The sequence below is a fragment of the Streptomyces sp. PA03-1a genome, assembly GCF_033792805.1.
Classification (GTDB): domain Bacteria; phylum Actinomycetota; class Actinomycetes; order Streptomycetales; family Streptomycetaceae; genus Actinacidiphila.
This window is the reverse complement of the sequence record NZ_JARAVO010000084.1, coordinates 20636-36206: the sequence shown is the minus strand read 5'-3', so window position 1 is coordinate 36206 and position 15571 is coordinate 20636. Positions and strand designations below refer to the sequence as shown.

Genomic DNA, 15571 nt, shown 5'->3' with positions numbered 1-15571 from the left:
CGTCCTTGCCGCCGCCCCCGTGGTCGTCGCCGCTCTCCGCGGTGCCGAACCGCACCGCGGAGAGCGGCGACGACCACGGGGGCGGCGGCAAGGACGACGGCGGCCACGGGCGCGGCCGGGGCCGGGGCGGCCGGGACGACGTGACGCGCGGCGGCGAGGACGACGACCGGCACGGCGGCAGCGCCACACCCTCGCCCGCCGCGGGCGACGACCCGGTGGTCGGCCACATCGGCCGGACGGTCGTGCACGGCACGGGACGGGCCACGCTGGACGGCCGGACCGCCGGCTACCGGTTCGCGACGATCAAGGCCACCGACCTCGCCGGGCAGACCGTCCGCATCCACGCGGGCACCTCGCTGGCGGCCCGCGAGAGCGCCGTGAACACCGCGGCGGCGGCCATGCTGGCGGGACTGCCCCTGCTGCTGCTGGTGGTCGGCGGCGCGACCTGGCGGGTCACCCGCCGCGCGCTCGCTCCGGTGGAGGGCATCCGGCGTGAGATGGCCGCGATCACGGCCTCCGAGGACCTCTCGCGGCGTGTGCCGGAGCCGGCCGCCCGCGACGAGGTGGCCCGGCTGGCGCGCACCACCAACGAGACCCTCACCGCGCTGGAGGCCGCGGTCGAGCGGCAGCGCCGCTTCGTCGCCGACGCCTCGCACGAACTGCGCAGCCCGATCGCCTCGTTGCGCACGCAGCTGGAGGTCGGCTCGGCCCATCCGCACCTGCTCGACGTACCGGGCGCCGTCAAGGACACCGAGCGGCTGCAGCAACTGGCGGGGGACCTGCTGCTGCTCGCCCGGCTCGACGCGGGCGAACGGCCCGCGCGGCGGCGGGTCGACCTGGGCGAACTCGTCGGCGAGGAGGTCCGCAGGCGGCCCGCCGACCGGGTCCCGGTGACCGTCGACGTCGAACCGCGGCGGGACGTGGCGGGCTCACGCGGCCAGTTGGCCCGGGTCGTGGGCAACCTCGTGGACAACGCCCAGCGCCACGCGCGCGCCGAGGTGACCGTGACCGTACGCCTGCGGGACGGCCTGGTCGTCCTCGCGGTGGGCGACGACGGCGACGGCGTCCCGCCCGCCGAGCGCGAGCGGATCTTCGAGCGCTTCGTCCGGCTCGACGACGCCCGCAGCCGCGACGAGGGCGGTGCGGGTCTCGGCCTGGCCATCGCGCGCGACGTCGCCCACCGCCACGACGGCTCGCTCACCGTCGGCACCGCCCCGGCGGGCGGTGCCCTCTTCGAACTCCGCCTGCCGGCGGCGGCCGCGGACTGACCGGCTCCGGGAGGGGCGGGGCTTGCGCCGGGCGAGGGGTCAGGTGATGACGCCGAGCTGGCGCAGCATGCCGAGTTCGTCGCTGCTCCCCCAGCGCTCGACCATCTTCCCGTCCTCGAACCGGCTGATCTGCATGCCCCGGTAGCTGACGGTCCGCCCCGTGGGGGCGTGGCCCATCAGCTCGCCGAGGTGCGTGCCGGTGATGGTGTACGCGAAGGCGATCTCGTCGTCGGTGGCCATGACGTGCTCGACCTCGACGTGCAGATCGGGGAAGGCCCGCCGCATCGCGCCGAACATCTCCTCGTACCCCTCCGGCCCGGGGCCCTGCCCCGGAGCGGGGTCGTGGTCCACCGAGGCGGACGCGACGTACTCGCCGATCTCGCCGAGGTGGCCGCTGTTCACCGCCGTGCCGAAGCCCTCCAGGACGGAGAGGTTGTCGCTGCGGGACATGCCGCGCTCCTTGCGGTCGCGATCTCGGGCGCCGGGGCGCCCCTTCCTTCCACCGTAGGCGCGGCCCGCCCGGGCGGCCTGCCGGCGGTGCCGGCAGGCCGCCGGCACCGCCGCGGATCAGCCGACGCACGCCTTCTTGTCGGCGTGCGACTGCGGGATGTCGTCCGGGACCGCGTCCGGGTCGGCGAGCGGTTTCCCGGCGCCCAGGTAGTCACCGCCGAGGGTGAGGGTCATGTCCGCGCGGGGTCCGGCGTCGGCCGTCGCGGGGTGCAGGGCGCCGGACGGCAGGCCCATCATCGCGGCCAGGGCCCGGGCCTGGTCCGCCTGGTCCGGACCGTAGGCCAGGGTCGTGCGGTCCTGCTTCCCCCCGGGCGCGTTGCCGCCGTTGGTGGAGTGGGAGACGCCCTCGGTGTTCTGCAGCCACTCCAGGGTGTCCTGCGCCGCGCCCTGGGGGCCGCCGGCGTTGTAGACGACGACGCGGACCTGCGACGGGTCCGCCTTGGCGCCGCGGAGTTTGGAGTCGGCGGCCGCGGGCTTCTTCTTCGCGGCGGTCAGCGAGACGTCGTTCTTGATCGCCTTGAAGAGCGCGGGCGCCTTCGTGTCGTCCACGACGACCGTCGCGTGGAAACCCACCTCGGCCGGGTTGTCGACGACCGGGAGCGTGGTGAAGGTGATGTGTTCGGGGTCGACCCGGTTGAGGTCCTTGGCGAGGTCGGTGAGCTTCCCGACGCCGCCGATGCCGGTGTCCACCGTGAGCGACTTGGTGGCGGCGTTCGCCAGCTGGAAGAGCTTGCCGGGGTCGGTGAGGGTGTCACCGGACTTCATCTGACGGATCATCGACGCCAGGAACTGCTTCTGCAGGTCGATGCGGTCCAGGTCGCTGCCGTTCTTCAGCGAGTGCCGGGTCCTGACGAAGGCCAGGGCCTGCTCGCCCTGGACCTTGTGCGGTCCCGCGGACAGGTTCAGGTGCGAACCCTCCCCCTCGTCGGTCGTGTCGTGGATGGGGTGGGTGAGACAGACCGGCACCCCGCCGACCGCGGTGGACAGGGTCTTCACGGCCTCGAAGTTGACCAGCACGAAGTGGTCGATCGGCAGGCCGGTGATCTTCGTGACGGTCCGCATGGTGCAGCCCGGGTCGCGGCCGTCCTGGCCCAGGCTCTGGTTGAAGCGCGGGTTGGTCCCGGCCTTGGGGGTGCCGGGGATGGTCTTGGTGGAGCCGTCCTTCTGCTTGGTCGGGCAGTCCGGGATGCCGGTGACCATGTCGCGCGGGATGCTCATCGCGGTCGCGTTCGACCGGTCCTTCGCCACGTGGAAGAGGATCGTGGTGTCCGCGTGGCCGACGCTGCCGGCGTCCCCGTACTTCGCGCCCAGGCCTTCGCGGCTGTCGGTGCCGATGACCAGGATGTTCACCGCGTCCTTGCTGGTCGCTTGCTTGCTGCCCGCCGTGCCGACGTCCACGGTGGCGATGTTGCCGTCGAGATGCCGGTACAGGAGGTAGGCCCCCGCGCTGCCCGCGAGCACCAGGAAACCGAGCGTGCCCGCGGTCCACATCAGCACCTTGCGCTTCGTGGACCGCTTGGCCTTGCGGGACGTCGCGGTCCCCGCGCGGCGGCCGCCGCGCGGTGCCGGGACGGGCCGCTGCTCCTCGCGGCGTGCCCGCCGCCCGCCCTGCCGGGGCACCGTGGGCGCCGGTGGGGCGTCGGAATCCAGCCGCAGCCGGTAGGAACCGGTCTCCGGGTCGAGGACCCACTGGTCCGCGGGGTCGATGTCGCTGCCGTCGTGCCTGTCCACGGTCGTACGGGGCCTCCGTCCACACCCCGGCCGGCCCGGGGCATCCGTTCAGACATACGAATGCCGCACATGGTTGCCCCCGGGGCGGTCAACTCCCGCTGCGGGACGGGGGACCAAGGCACTTCCGTGGGGGTTGAACCCGTGCCGCCGCCGGGCCGTACCAGTGGCGGCGGTCCCGACACCCGCGCCTGGCCCGCCGTGCCGTCACCGCACTTCACAGGGAAGGACCTTCGGGGTGTCGCTCTTCACGCGCTCTCACCGGCCGGGCACGACGGACGACGGACCGGCGGTGGAGGGCGACCCGCCGGACGACGGACCACCCGCGGACGGGGGCGGCGCCCCCGGCGGCGGCACCCCCGCGCGCACCGGATGGCGGGAGCGACGTCCCGCGGCGGCCCGGGCGCTGCGCGCGGGGACGACGGCGCTGGCCGCGGTGGTCGTCCTGGCCGCGCTCGTCCTGCCGGACCGGCTCTCCTCCATGGGGCCGGGACACTTCGTCCGGCTGCCCGTGGAGGGGCTGCTCGGGGCGGTGCTTCTGATCGCCCTGCCGCGGCGCGCCCGAAGACCGGTGGCCGTGCTCATCGGCCTGGGCCTGGGCCTGCTGCTCCTGCTGAAGTTCCTCGACATGGGCTTCTACGAGGTTCGCCCGGCGCTTCGACCCGGTCTTCGACTGGAGCCTGCTCGCCGACGGCGAGGGGTACCTGACGGCCACCTCCGGCCGGGCGTACGCCGTCGCAGCGGCGGTCGGGGTGGCGTTCCTCGTCCTCCTGGTACCGGCCCTGACGATCCTGTCGGCGGTCCGGCTGGGCCGGCTCGTGGACCGCGACGGCCGGGGGGCGGCCCGGGCCGCCCTCGTGCTCGGCACCGTCTGGGTGCTCTGCGCGGCGCTGGGGCTGGAGACGGGCGACGCGCCGGTCGCCTCGCGGGAGTCGTCGGCCTTCGTCCGGGAACGCGCGGACGACGTCCGGGCCTCGCTGCGGGACCGCGAGGAGTTCGCCGAGGCGGCGGCGCACGACGCCTTCGCCGGCACCCCCGGTGACCGGATGCTGACCGCGCTCCGCGGCAAGGACGTCATCTTCGCCTTCGTCGAGAGCTACGGCCGCAGCGCCGTCGAGGACCCTAGGATCGCGCCCGGGGTCGACGCGGCGCTGGCGGACGGGACCCGCAGGCTGCAGGCCGCCGGGTTCTCCTCCCGGAGCGGCTGGCTGACCTCACCCACGTACGGCGGAGGGAGCTGGTTCGCCCACTCCACCTTCCTGTCCGGCCTGTGGGTGCCCCACCAGCAGCGCTACCGCTCGGTCGTCACGAGCGACCGGCTGACGCTGACGGACGCCTTCAAGCGCACCGGCGCCTGGCGCACGGTCGGCATCATGCCGGGGGTCACGGCCTCCTGGCCGGAGGGGGCGTTCTACGGCCTGGACCACGTCTACGACTCCCGGGACCTCGGCTACCAGGGCCCGAAGTTCAGCTGGGCGCCGGTACCCGACCAGTACAGCCTGTCGGCCTTCCAGCGGCTGGAGCACGGCGAGCCGCACGACAAGCCGCTGATGACGGAGATCATCCTGGTGTCGAGCCACCGCCCCTGGGCGCCCATCCCCGAGATGATCGACTGGGACCGGGTGGGCGACGGCTCGGTCTACGACGGGATCAGCGAGCAGGGCAAGGACCCGGCCGAGGTGTGGAAGGACCGCTCCAGCATCCGCACCGAGTACGGCAACTCCATCCAGTACTCCGTGAACAGCCTGGTCCAGTACGTGGCGAAGTACGGCACCAAGGACACCGTGCTCGTCTTCCTCGGCGACCACCAGCCCTCCCCCGTCGTCACCGGCAGCGACGCGACCAGCGACGTTCCCGTCGCGATCGTCGCGTACGACAAGGCGGTGCTGGACCGGACGGACGGCTGGGGCTGGTCCGACGGGCTGCAGCCCGCGCACGACGCCCCGGTCTGGCGGATGGACACCTTCCGCGACCGCTTCCTCACCGCGTACGGGTCCCGGCCCTCCCCCTGACCGCCCTCCCGTACGCACCCGGCGCCGTCCACAGCCTGTGGACGGCGCCGGCGCGCGCTCAGCCGCGCCGGGACCGCTCGGCGAGCCAGTCCAGCGCGGCGGCGGCGGAGCCGAGCACCGAGATGTGCCCCTCGCCGGGCCGCAGCCACAGCGCCGCGTCCGGGCACCGCCGGGACAGCCACACGCCGTGCCCGGCGGGCACCATGCGGTCCGCCTCGCCGTGCAGGACCAGGACGGGCGCGGCGGCCCGCGCCGGGTCGAAGCCCCACGGCGCCACATAGGCGAGGTCGTCGTCGACCATGCCGCCCTGGTCGCTCTCGATCCCCTTGCCCGCGACGTCACCCAGCCATCCCCACGCACCCGCCAGCGCGGCGTGGTCCCCGGGGGTGAACAGCTCGGGGTCGAAGTCGCCGGAGGCCAGCTGCGCCTCGAGCGCCGCCCGCCCCCGGACCGCCGCGCCGAGTTCCGCCGCGCCGGACGGCCCCATCCCGGCGAACCAGTCGAGCCCCTCCGCACCGAACGGCGCCAGGCCGGACCCGCTGACCACCGCCAGGACGCGGTCCGGCAGCAGGGCCGCGCAGGCCAGCGCGTGCGGGCCGCCGCCGGAGTGGCCCATGACCGCGAAGCGGCCGATGCCCAGGGCGTCGGCGACGGCCGCCGCGTCACCGGCGGCCGAGGCGACGTCCCGGCCCGGGCGGGGCGTCGAACCTCCGTATCCCGGGCGGTCGTAGCCCACCCACCGGATGCCGTGCCCGGCGGCCGCCGCGAAGAGCGGCTCGGGGGGCGTGCCGATGTTGGGCGTGCCGTGATGCCACAGGACGGCCAGCTCCGCGCCGTCCTCCCGGCCGCCCGGTCCGACCGGCCCGGTGTCGTACACGTGCAGCGTCCGCCCGTCGGCGAGTGCGATATCCGTCTCCGTCACCATCCGGCCGAGTCTAGGGGCGGGCACCGACACGGCCCCGGGATCGGCGGGCCAACGCCCGCCCCGGGAGCGGAAACCCACTGTCCCGGCGCACGGCCCGCTGCTACCGTCCCCCGGTGTTCTCCCTCCTCGAACCCGCCCTGTTCACCCGGCTGCGCGACGCGCGGCGGGTCCTCGTCGCCGGGGCCGGCGGCGGCTTCGACGTCTACGCCGGGCTGCCGATCGCGCTCGCGCTGCGCGAGGCGGGCAAGGAGGTGCACCTGGCCAACCTCTCCTTCGCGGACCTGTACGGCCTGGACCCAGGCGTCTGGCTGGACCACGACGTCGCCGCCGTGCGCCCCTCGACGGCCGCGCGCGGCGACTACTTCCCCGAACGGACCCTCGCCCGCTGGCTGGAGTCGCAGGGCCTGCCCTCGACCGTGTACGCGCTGTGCCGCGCGGGCGTCGAACCGCTGCGCGCCGCGTACCGGGCGCTGATCGGCCACCTCGGCGGGGTCGACGCGATCGTGCTGGTGGACGGCGGCACCGACATCCTCATGCGCGGCGACGAGAGCGGACTCGGCACACCGGAGGAGGACATGGCCAGCCTCGCCGCGGTGGGCGGGCTCACCGGCGTCCCGCAGCGGCTGGTGGCCTGCCTCGGCTTCGGCGTCGACGCGTACCACGGGGTGAACCACTCCCTGGTGCTGGAGAACCTGGCGGCCCTGGAGCGGGACGGGGCGTACCTCGGCGCGTTCTCACTGCCCCGCGACAGCCGTGAGGGGCGGCTCTACCTCGCGGCGGTCGCGCACGCCCAGGAGGCGACCCCGGACCACCCGAGCATCGTCCACGGTTCGGTCGCGGCCGCGGTGCGCGGCGACTTCGGGAACGTGCGGTTCACCGAGCGCACCCGGCACAGCGAACTGTTCGTCAACCCGCTGATGGCGGTCTACTTCTGCGTGGACGCGGTCGGCCTGGCCGCCCGCAACCTCTACCTCGACCGGCTGGAGGGGACGCAGCTCACCCGGCAGATCAGCTCGGTCGTCGAGGAGTTCCGCGACGAACTGCCGCGCCAACGGCCGCCGCGGACCTTCCCGCACTGACCGTCCCCGCCTCGCCGGTGGCGGTCAGCCGCGCACGTCCGCCGCGAGGGCGTCCAGGGACACCTGCCACAGCAGCGCGGCCGCGTCCGGGTCCAGCGCGTGGTCGGCGACTCCGCCGGACGTCCCGGGGATGTGGCGGTGCGCCTCGGCGCAGTCCTCGAAGTAACGCCCCCCGACGCACTCCAGCCGGGGCGCGGTGGCGACGAACACGACGGTGGCGGCCCCCTGTTGCGGGGTCTTGAAGGTGTGACCGCCGGACGCGGCGGCGGCGTCCAGGGCCTCGCGGGTGAGGTGCCGCGACAGGTTGGTGCCCAGGACCGCCCCCGGGTGGACGGCGTTGACGGTCACACCGTCCGCGGCCCAGCGCCGGCTGGCCTCCACCGCGAAGAGGACGTTGGCCGTCTTGGACTGGGCGTAGGCGAGGCCGGCGTCGTACGGGCGGACCCGGAAGTGGAGGTCGTCGAAGTGCACGGGGCTGCGCAGGTGGGCGACCGAACTGAGGGAGACCACGCGGGCGCGGCCCGCGGCGGCCAGGGCGGGGCGCAGGCGGATGGTGAGCGCGAAGTGCCCGAGGTGGTTGGTCGCGAACTGCAGCTCCCAGCCCTCGGGCGTGCGCGTCTGCGGGGTCATCATCACCCCGGCGTTGTTGACGAGGACGTCCAGGGGGCCGTGCCAGGCGGCGGCGAAGGCCGCCACCGAGCGCTGGTCCGCGAGGTCGAGGGGGGCGACCAGGACCCGCCCGCCGCCGCCCGCGACCGCCGCGGCCGCCCGTTCGCCGGCGGCGGTGTCCCGTACCGCGAGGGTGACCTCGGCACCGGCGCCGGCCAGGGCACGGGCGGTCTCCAGGCCGATGCCGGAGGCCGCGCCGGTGACGACGGCGCGGCGGCCGGTGAGGTCGATGCCGCCGGCGACCTCGGCGGCGGTGGACTGTGCGGTGAAGCCGGAGCCGGTCATGGCGCTGCCTTCCTCTCGGCGGTGCGGTGGTGCCACCCCTTCCAGGCAACCACCGCGGGCCGTCCCCGGCGCCCCCGGACGCGGGTCAGTGCAGCGCGCTCTTCTCCTGCCACCGGTCCCAGTCCACGTTCCAGTCGCCGAAGCCGTTGTTCGGCGCGACCGTGCCCTTGGCCTCCGACCCCGTGATCTCGAAGGGGTCGCCGACCCGGACCTGGGAGTACAGCCAGTCCGCGTCGGCGTCGCTCATCCCGACGCAGCCGTGGCTGCGGTTGGCCCGGCCGAAGAACGCGGCGTTCCAGGGGGCGGCGTGCGCGTACATCCCGGACCAGGTCAGCCGGATCGAGTCCTCGACCGTCTCATCGTAGGCGTCGCCGAGGCCGACGGTCTCGGAGTTCATCCGGACCGTGCCCTCCTTCGCCAGCACCACCGCCGTACCGCGCCACGAACCGGTGTCCGGGCCGGGGGTACCGCCGGAGACCGGGACCGTGCGGACCGTCCGGCCGTCGCGCTGCAGGGTGAGCCGCTTGCGGTCGAGGTCGACCTTGACCACCTGCCGGGCGCCGACGGTGAAGGAGGCCCGGTAGTCGCGGGCGAACCAGCCGCCGCCCGGTCCGGAGTCGGTGCCGTCCAGGCGGGCATCCAGGGTGACCTCGGTGCCCGGCCGCCAGTACTGCCTGGGCCGCCAGTCCACGCGGTCCCGGCCGGAGTAGTCCTTCAGCCAGCCCCAGGAGCCCTCGGTGCCGTCGGAGGTGGTCACCTTGAGCTGCTTCTCCACGGCGGCCTTGTCGGTCACCGGGTTGTCGAAGACGAGGGAGACCGGCTGGGCCACGCCGACCGTGGTGCCGTCGCCGGGCCGCCAGTCCACCTTGTTGACCTTTCCCGCGGCGGCCGTGGTGAAGCTGGACTCGCTGGTGCCGGTGGTCCCGCCCGGGGTGCGGGTCACGGCCTCGACGGTGTACGAGGCGCCGGGCACGACGTTGCGGTCCGAGGTCCAGGTGCGGCGGTCCGCGGACAGGGTGCCGGTCACGCCCTTGCCGTGCGGCCCGGCGACGGTGACCGTCGTGAGGGTGCCGCCCTCGGCGGTGACCCGGACGGGCTCGCCGGCCCGGACCCGCCCCCCGTGCGGGGTGACGGTGACGGTCGCCGCCCGCTCCTTCGGCGGCCCCGCGTCGCCGGCCGCGTGCGTCACCGCCGGGGCACTGCCCGAACAGGCGGTCAGCACGGCGGACAGCAGGGCGGCCGCGACGGCGGCGGTGCGCAGGCGGGGCCGGCGTATCGGGCCCACACGTTTCCGGGACAACGGAGACCTCCGGGAAGGACGGGGAGAGCACGGCCGGGAAACGGCCGGACCCCGGGGACTCTAGGCCGCGGAAAGCGCTGGTGGAGCGCCTGGGAGCCGTATGACGGCAGCTGGTGAGAAACGGTCATGGTCCGGTCACATTCGCCGCTCGGGGCGGTCACGAAGGGCTGTGAGCCTTCCTGTGTTACCACCCGACCACACCTCAGGGAGGCGCAGTGTCGGCACTGCTCGTGACGGCGGGCTGCGGCCCCCGGCAGGCCTGGCTCGGACCGGTCAGCGCGGAGACGTACCGCTCGTTCCTGGCGTCCCGGACCGGGTCGGCGCTCGGTCCGAGCTTCCTCCAGCACCCGTCGTGGGCACTGGTGAAGCCGGGGTGGCGGCCCCGGTTCCTCGGCTGGGGCGCCGGGGACGGCGCCGGGCGCGGCGAACTGCGCGGGGGCGCGCTGGTGCTGCTGCGGCAGTTCCCCGGGACGCGGAAGTCCTTCGCCTACCTGCCCGAGGGGCCGGTCGCCGACTGGGCCGACCCGGACGTCGACGCCTGGCTGACGCCGCTCCTGCGCCACTTGCGCGGACTCGGGGCCTTCGCCGTGCGCATCGGCCCCTCGCCCGCCCACCGCCGCTGGGACGCCGCCGCGCTGAAGGGCGCGACCGGCCTCGGCCGCCGCTTGTCCGACGTCCTGGCGTGCGAGGTCGACCCGCTCGGCACGGTCGTGGCCGAGCGGCTGCGGGCCCGCGGCTGGCGGCGCTGCGGCGGCGACGGCCCGGACGGCGGCGGGGACGCGGACGCCCAGCCCCGCCACGTCTTCCGGGTCCCGCTGGCCGGCCGCAGCGCCGACGACCTGTGGTCGGGACTCAACCAGGAGTGGCGCCGCAACATACGGCGGGCGGGGAGGTCGGGCGTCGAGGTGACCGTGGGCGGCGCGGCGGACCTCCCCGAGTTCTTCCGGCTGCTGCGGATCACCGAGGAGCGCGACGGCTTCCGGCTGGGCCGCTCGCTGGAGTACTACCAGCGCCAGTACGCGGCCCTCAACGCCGAGCAGCCGGGCCGGATGAAGCTCTACCTCGCCCGCCACCAGGGCGAGGTGCTCGCCGCCCACACCCTGATCACCGTGGGCCGGCGGGTCTGGTACCAGACGGGGGCCTCGGCGGACCACCGCCGCGAGGTCCGCCCCTCCAACGCCCTGCAGTGGCGGATGCTGCGGGACGCCCACGAACAGGGCGCACTGGAGTACGACATGCGCGGGGTACCCTCCACACTCGACCCGGAGGACCGGGCGTTCGGCCTCACCCGATGGAAGCTCGGCACCGGCGGGCAGGTCGTCGAGACCCTGGGGGAATGGGAGACGGCCTTGGACGGCACCGCCAACCACACGCTCTACCGGGCGTTCCAGGCCTACATGGCGCGCCGGTGAGCGCCCCCGCGGCGGCCCGCCCGGCCGACGGGCCGGCCGCCCCGGCCGGTGCCCCCGCCGCCGGCTCGGTCCTGCGCAGCGGCGCCGTCATGGCGGCGGGTTCGGTGGTCTCGCGGGCGACCGGCTTCGTACGGTCCGCGACCGTCGCCGCGGCGCTCGGCGTCGGCCTGGCCGCCGACGGCTACTCCGTCGGCAACTCGGTGCCCACGATCGTCTACATGCTGCTGCTGGGCGGCGCCCTCAACGCGGTGTTCGTGCCCGAACTGGTCAGGGCCGCCAAGGAACACGAGGACGGCGGGGCCGCCTACACCGACCGGCTGCTGACCGTGTGCACCGTCGCACTCCTGCTGATCACGACGGCGGCCGTGCTCGCCGCGCCCGCGATCGTGGCCGCGTACACCGGCTACACCGGGGCGCAGGCGGCGACCACGGTGGCCTTCGCGCGCTCCTGCCTGCCGCAGATCCTCTTCCTCGGCCTGTTCACGCTGCTCGGCCAAGTGCTCAACGCCCGCGGCCGGTTCGGCGCGATGATGTGGACGCCCGTCCTCAACAACCTCGTCGTCATCGCCGTCTTCGGCCTCTACCTGGTCACCGCCGGCACCGGCGGCGGGCTGACCGCCGGTGAGACCGCGCTGCTCGGCTGGGGCACCACGGCCGGCATCGCGGTGCAGGCGCTGGCGCTGGTGCCCTCGCTGCGGGCGGCACGCTTCCGCTGGCGGCCGCGGTTCGACTGGCGGGGCAGCGGGCTGGCCCGGCCGCTGCGTTCCGCCGGGTGGCTGGTGCTGCTGGTGCTCACCAACCAGGTCGCCTACTGGGTGGTGACCCGGCTCGCCACGTCCGCGGGACAGCGCGCCGCGGCCCTCGGCATCGACGGCGGCGCCGGCTTCACCGCGTACAACAACGCCTACCTGCTGTGGGCCGTGCCGCACGGCATCGTGACGGTCTCGCTGGTCACCGCCCTGCTGCCGCGGATGAGCGCGGCGGCGGCCGACGGCGACCCGGCGCGGGTGCGCCGCGACGTCGCGTACGCGCTGCGCAGCAGCTCCGCGATGGTGGTGCCCGCCGCGTGCGCGCTGCTGGCGCTCGCGGGACCGGCGATGGCCCTGGTCTTCGAGCACGGCAGGACCGACGCCGCCGACGTCGCGGTCATGGCGAACGCGCTGGTGGCCTTCGCCCCCGGCCTCGTCGCCTTCTCCGGGCAGTACGTGCTGTCGCGCACCTTCTACGCGCTCGGCGACACCCGTACCCCCTTCCTGCTCAACCTGGTGATCTCCGGGCTCAACGCGGGGCTGTCCGTCACCGCCTACCTGCTGCTGCCCGCGCGCTGGGCGGTCACCGGCATGGCGGCGGCGTACTCGGTGGCGCTCTTCGCGGGATGGGCGGTCACCGCGTCCGTGCTGGACCGCAGGCTGGCGGCGCCGGAGGGCGGCCCAGGGCCATGGCGGTCGCCGACCGCGGGCTCGCTGGCCCGGCTGCTGCTCGTCGCGGTGCCCGCCGCCGCCCTGGGCCGGCTCGCGGCCGGCCTCGCCGCGCCACCGGGGCCGCTCGCCGCCGTGGCGGCCGGCGCGGCCGCCGTCGTGCTGGTCTTCGCGGCCGCGGCCCGCCCGCTGCGGCTGACCGAGGTCGAGGCCGCCCGGCGGACCCTGCTCGGCAAACTGCGGCGCGGTGCACGATGAGTTGCGATACTCCGGTCATGCCACGCGTTCTTCTGATCGAAGACGACCCCTCCGTGCGCGAAGGTGTCGAACTGGGCCTGCGCCGTCGCGGTCACGAGGTACGGACGGCCGCGACCGGCGAGGCCGGGCTCGCCGCCGTCGGCGAGTTCCAGCCCGATCTGCTGCTGCTGGACCTGATGCTGCCCGGCATGAACGGCGTCCAGGTCTGCCGCCAGGTGCGCGAGACGAGCCAGTTGCCGATCATCATGCTCACCGCCCGCGGCGACGACTTCGACGTCGTCGTCGGGCTGGAGGCCGGGGCCGACGACTACATCGTCAAACCCGCCCGCACCGAGGTGATCGAGGCCCGCATCCGCGCCGTGCTGCGCCGCATCGAGGAGCCGGGGGGCCGCCCGGCCGTCGAGTTCCACGGCGACCTCGCCGTCGACCGGGCCGGACTCGGCGTCGCCAAGTCCGGGCAGCGGCTGGCGCTCGCGCCCTCCGAGCTGAAGCTGCTGCTGTTCCTGACCGCCGCGCCCGAACAGGTCTTCAGCCGGCAGCAGTTGCTGGAGCACGTGTGGGAGCACAGCTACCACGCGGACGCCCGGCTGGTCGACGCCTGCGTCCGGCGGCTGCGCAACAAGATCGAGGACGTGCCCGGCGACCCCCGCTACATACAGACGCTGCGCGGCTTCGGCTACCGCTTCGGGCCGCTATGAGCCGCCGGTGATCCGCTGGAGGGCCCGGATCGGGCTGCGCACCCGGCTGGTGCTGGCCTTCCTGCTCGTCGCGGCCGTCAGCGCGGGCACCACCGCCGCCCTCACGTACCGCGAGGCGCGCAACGCCATCCTCGAACAGGCCCAGGACACCGCCGTCTCCTCCTTCCGCGAGCAGGCGGGCACCGTCGGCACCACCCTCCCGATGGACCGCCTGGCCCTCCAGGAGGTGCTGCGCGACATCGCCCGCAAGGGCAAGCCGCACACCTGGGTGGTGTTCGCCGAGTACGGCTCGATGCGGGTCTCCTCCGGCACCAGCCCCGTCTCCACCGTCATCACGCCCGAGCTGCGCCGCGCCGCGCTGGCCAGTCCCCGCGGCGTCTTCCAGCGGGTCGACAAGGACGGCACCCCCTGGCTGACGATGGCCGTGCCGACCGTCTTCAAGACCGGGCTGTCCGCCCGCGCCAGCGGGCTCGTGCTCTACGCCGTGATGCCGCTGACCACGGAGGAGGACGACATCCGGGCGATGCTCACCGCCGCCCGCGACGGATCCCTGCCCGCGCTGCTCATCGCCCTCGTCCCCGCCCTGCTCGCCGCCCGCAGCGTGCTCCGCCCGGTCCGCGACCTGCGCACGGCGGCGCAGCGCATGGGCCGCGGCGAGCTCGACACCCGCATCCCCGTCAAGGGCAGCGACGAACTCGCCGACCTCGCGTACACCTTCAACGACTCGGCGCTGCAACTGGAGCGGACGGTGGACGAGTTGCGCCGCGCCGAGGCCCGGGCCCGCCGTTTCGCCTCCGACGTCTCGCACGAACTGCGCACCCCGCTGGCCGGGATGCTCGCCGTCACCGAGGTGCTCGACGAGGACGCCGACCGGCTCGCGCCGGACACCGCCGCCGCCGTCCGCCTCATCAGCGCCGAGACCGGCAAGCTCGCCGTCCTGGTCGAGGACCTGATCGAGATCTCCCGCTTCGACGCGAAGGCCGCCGAGCTCAACGCCGACGAGGTCGACGTCGCCGAGACCATCCGCAAGACCCTGGCGACCCGGCACTGGACGGATCCCGCGCAGGTCGCCACCGAACTGCCCACGGGCATCCGGGCCCGGCTCGACCCGCGGCGCTTCGACGTCGTGGTCGCCAACCTCGTCGGGAACGCGCTGCGCCACGGCGGCGCCCCCGTCCAGGTGCGGCTGCACACCGAGGCACCCGACGGCGGGCAGGCGCGGTTCGCCGTCGAGGTCTCCGACAGCGGTCCCGGCATCGCCCCGGACGTCCTGCCGCACATCTTCGACCGCTTCTACAAGGCCGACGCGGCCCGCACCCGCTCCTCGGGCAGCGGACTGGGCCTGGCCATCACCCTGGAGAACGTCCGCCTGCACGGCGGCACGGTCCGCGCCGCCAACGGCCCGCACGGCGGCGCCGTCCTCACCGTGCGGATGCCGCTGGGCACTCCCCGTACGGCCGCGGAGGCGGCACCGTGAGACGCCGGCCCGTCCCGGTCCTCCTCCTCACCGCGGCGGCCCTGCTGGCCGGCTGCGGGGTCCCGGGGTCCGGGGTCGTCGAGGCGGGCGGCCCGGCCACCGTCGACGCCTTCCCCGGGACACCGGACCGGCTGACGCTCTTCTTCCTGTCCCCCGAGGGACGCCTGACGCCCGTCCTGCGCGCGACCGAGGACGACGCGCAGGCCCCGCCGGTAGCGGCCGCGAAGGTCCTCACGGTGCTGCTGGACGGCCCCGCCCCCGAGGAGCGCGCGGCGGGACTCGGCACCGGGCTGCCCGCCTCCGCCGGGCCGGTGGACGTCACGTCGTCCCGGGGCACCGTCCGGGTCACGCTTCCGTTCCCCGTGCGGCGCCTGAAGGACGGCGCCGTGCGCCAGGTGGTCTGCACCGCCGCCTACGCCGAGGGCCACGAGGGCACCGCCGAGGTCGTCCTCGCCGGCGGCGACGGCGCCCTCCCGCCCGTACGCTGCGGCGGCGTCGTGCCCGGCGCGGCCTCGCGCTGAACCCGGACGGC

Annotated in this window: 13 protein-coding genes; 8 read left to right on the top strand and 5 right to left on the bottom strand. The window is 75.0% G+C overall.

The genetic code is table 11. From position 1 onward, the window contains the following. Nucleotides 1-5 precede the first annotated feature (5 nt). Nucleotides 6-1268 (top strand): sensor histidine kinase, encoded by a 1263-nt coding sequence (locus PV341_RS20285; protein ID WP_500358627.1) that lies wholly within the window; start codon nucleotides 6-8, stop codon nucleotides 1266-1268. Between the two features lie 39 nt (nucleotides 1269-1307). Here PV341_RS20285 and PV341_RS20280 read toward each other — a convergent pair whose 3' ends face one another. Both PV341_RS20280 and PV341_RS20275 read right to left on the bottom strand, forming a co-directional pair. After that, nucleotides 1308-1718, bottom strand: a complete 411-nt coding sequence (locus PV341_RS20280) for an ester cyclase (protein ID WP_500322512.1) — start codon at nucleotides 1716-1718, stop codon at nucleotides 1308-1310. Nucleotides 1719-1835: 117 nt separating this feature from the next. After that, the gene (locus tag PV341_RS20275) at nucleotides 1836-3509 is read right to left on the bottom strand and encodes an LCP family protein (RefSeq protein WP_500322511.1); all 1674 of its coding nucleotides are present in this window, start codon (nucleotides 3507-3509) and stop codon (nucleotides 1836-1838) included. A gap of 749 nt (nucleotides 3510-4258) precedes the next feature. On the opposite strand from PV341_RS20275, the gene PV341_RS20270 reads away from it, so the two are divergent. Further along, entirely contained in the window at nucleotides 4259-5518 is a 1260-nt protein-coding gene (locus PV341_RS20270; protein ID WP_500358624.1) for an alkaline phosphatase family protein, read from the top strand. 58 nt (nucleotides 5519-5576) lie between these two features. Here PV341_RS20270 and PV341_RS20265 read toward each other — a convergent pair whose 3' ends face one another. Continuing rightward, complete coding sequence (locus PV341_RS20265) at nucleotides 5577-6443, bottom strand: alpha/beta fold hydrolase (protein ID WP_500358623.1); 867 nt, start codon at nucleotides 6441-6443, stop codon at nucleotides 5577-5579. Nucleotides 6444-6556: 113 nt separating this feature from the next. Between PV341_RS20265 and PV341_RS20260 the strand changes: the two genes are divergently transcribed. Next, complete coding sequence (locus PV341_RS20260; RefSeq protein ID WP_500322506.1) at nucleotides 6557-7522, top strand: DUF1152 domain-containing protein; 966 nt, start codon at nucleotides 6557-6559, stop codon at nucleotides 7520-7522. Nucleotides 7523-7546: 24 nt separating this feature from the next. Here the strand turns inward: PV341_RS20260 and PV341_RS20255 are convergent, their stop codons facing one another. Next, complete coding sequence (locus PV341_RS20255) at nucleotides 7547-8476, bottom strand: SDR family NAD(P)-dependent oxidoreductase (RefSeq protein ID WP_500322504.1); 930 nt, start codon at nucleotides 8474-8476, stop codon at nucleotides 7547-7549. A gap of 85 nt (nucleotides 8477-8561) precedes the next feature. Next, nucleotides 8562-9776: a L,D-transpeptidase gene (locus PV341_RS20250; protein ID WP_500358621.1), complete on the bottom strand. Its 1215-nt coding sequence runs from the start codon at nucleotides 9774-9776 to the stop codon at nucleotides 8562-8564. Between the two features lie 215 nt (nucleotides 9777-9991). Between PV341_RS20250 and PV341_RS20245 the strand changes: the two genes are divergently transcribed. From PV341_RS20245 to PV341_RS20225, 5 genes are read left to right on the top strand one after another with little or no spacing between them, the layout of a single operon-like run. After that, nucleotides 9992-11188 (top strand): lipid II:glycine glycyltransferase FemX, encoded by a 1197-nt coding sequence (locus PV341_RS20245; RefSeq protein WP_500322501.1) that lies wholly within the window; start codon nucleotides 9992-9994, stop codon nucleotides 11186-11188. After that, nucleotides 11185-12864 carry a murein biosynthesis integral membrane protein MurJ gene (gene murJ / locus PV341_RS20240; protein ID WP_500322500.1) on the top strand — a complete coding sequence of 560 codons (1680 nt, stop codon included), beginning with the start codon at nucleotides 11185-11187 and terminating at the stop codon, nucleotides 12862-12864. The genes PV341_RS20245 and murJ overlap by 4 nt, the downstream gene beginning before the upstream one ends. Nucleotides 12865-12881: 17 nt before the next feature. Further along, nucleotides 12882-13562, top strand: a complete 681-nt coding sequence (locus PV341_RS20235; RefSeq protein WP_499512737.1) for an MtrA family response regulator transcription factor — start codon at nucleotides 12882-12884, stop codon at nucleotides 13560-13562. A 7-nt stretch (nucleotides 13563-13569) separates the two neighbouring features. Next, nucleotides 13570-15039, top strand: a complete 1470-nt coding sequence (locus tag PV341_RS20230; RefSeq protein ID WP_500358620.1) for an ATP-binding protein — start codon at nucleotides 13570-13572, stop codon at nucleotides 15037-15039. Then, nucleotides 15036-15560: a hypothetical protein gene (locus PV341_RS20225; RefSeq protein WP_500358619.1), complete on the top strand. Its 525-nt coding sequence runs from the start codon at nucleotides 15036-15038 to the stop codon at nucleotides 15558-15560. The genes PV341_RS20230 and PV341_RS20225 overlap by 4 nt, the downstream gene beginning before the upstream one ends. Nucleotides 15561-15571: the final 11 nt, after the last annotated feature.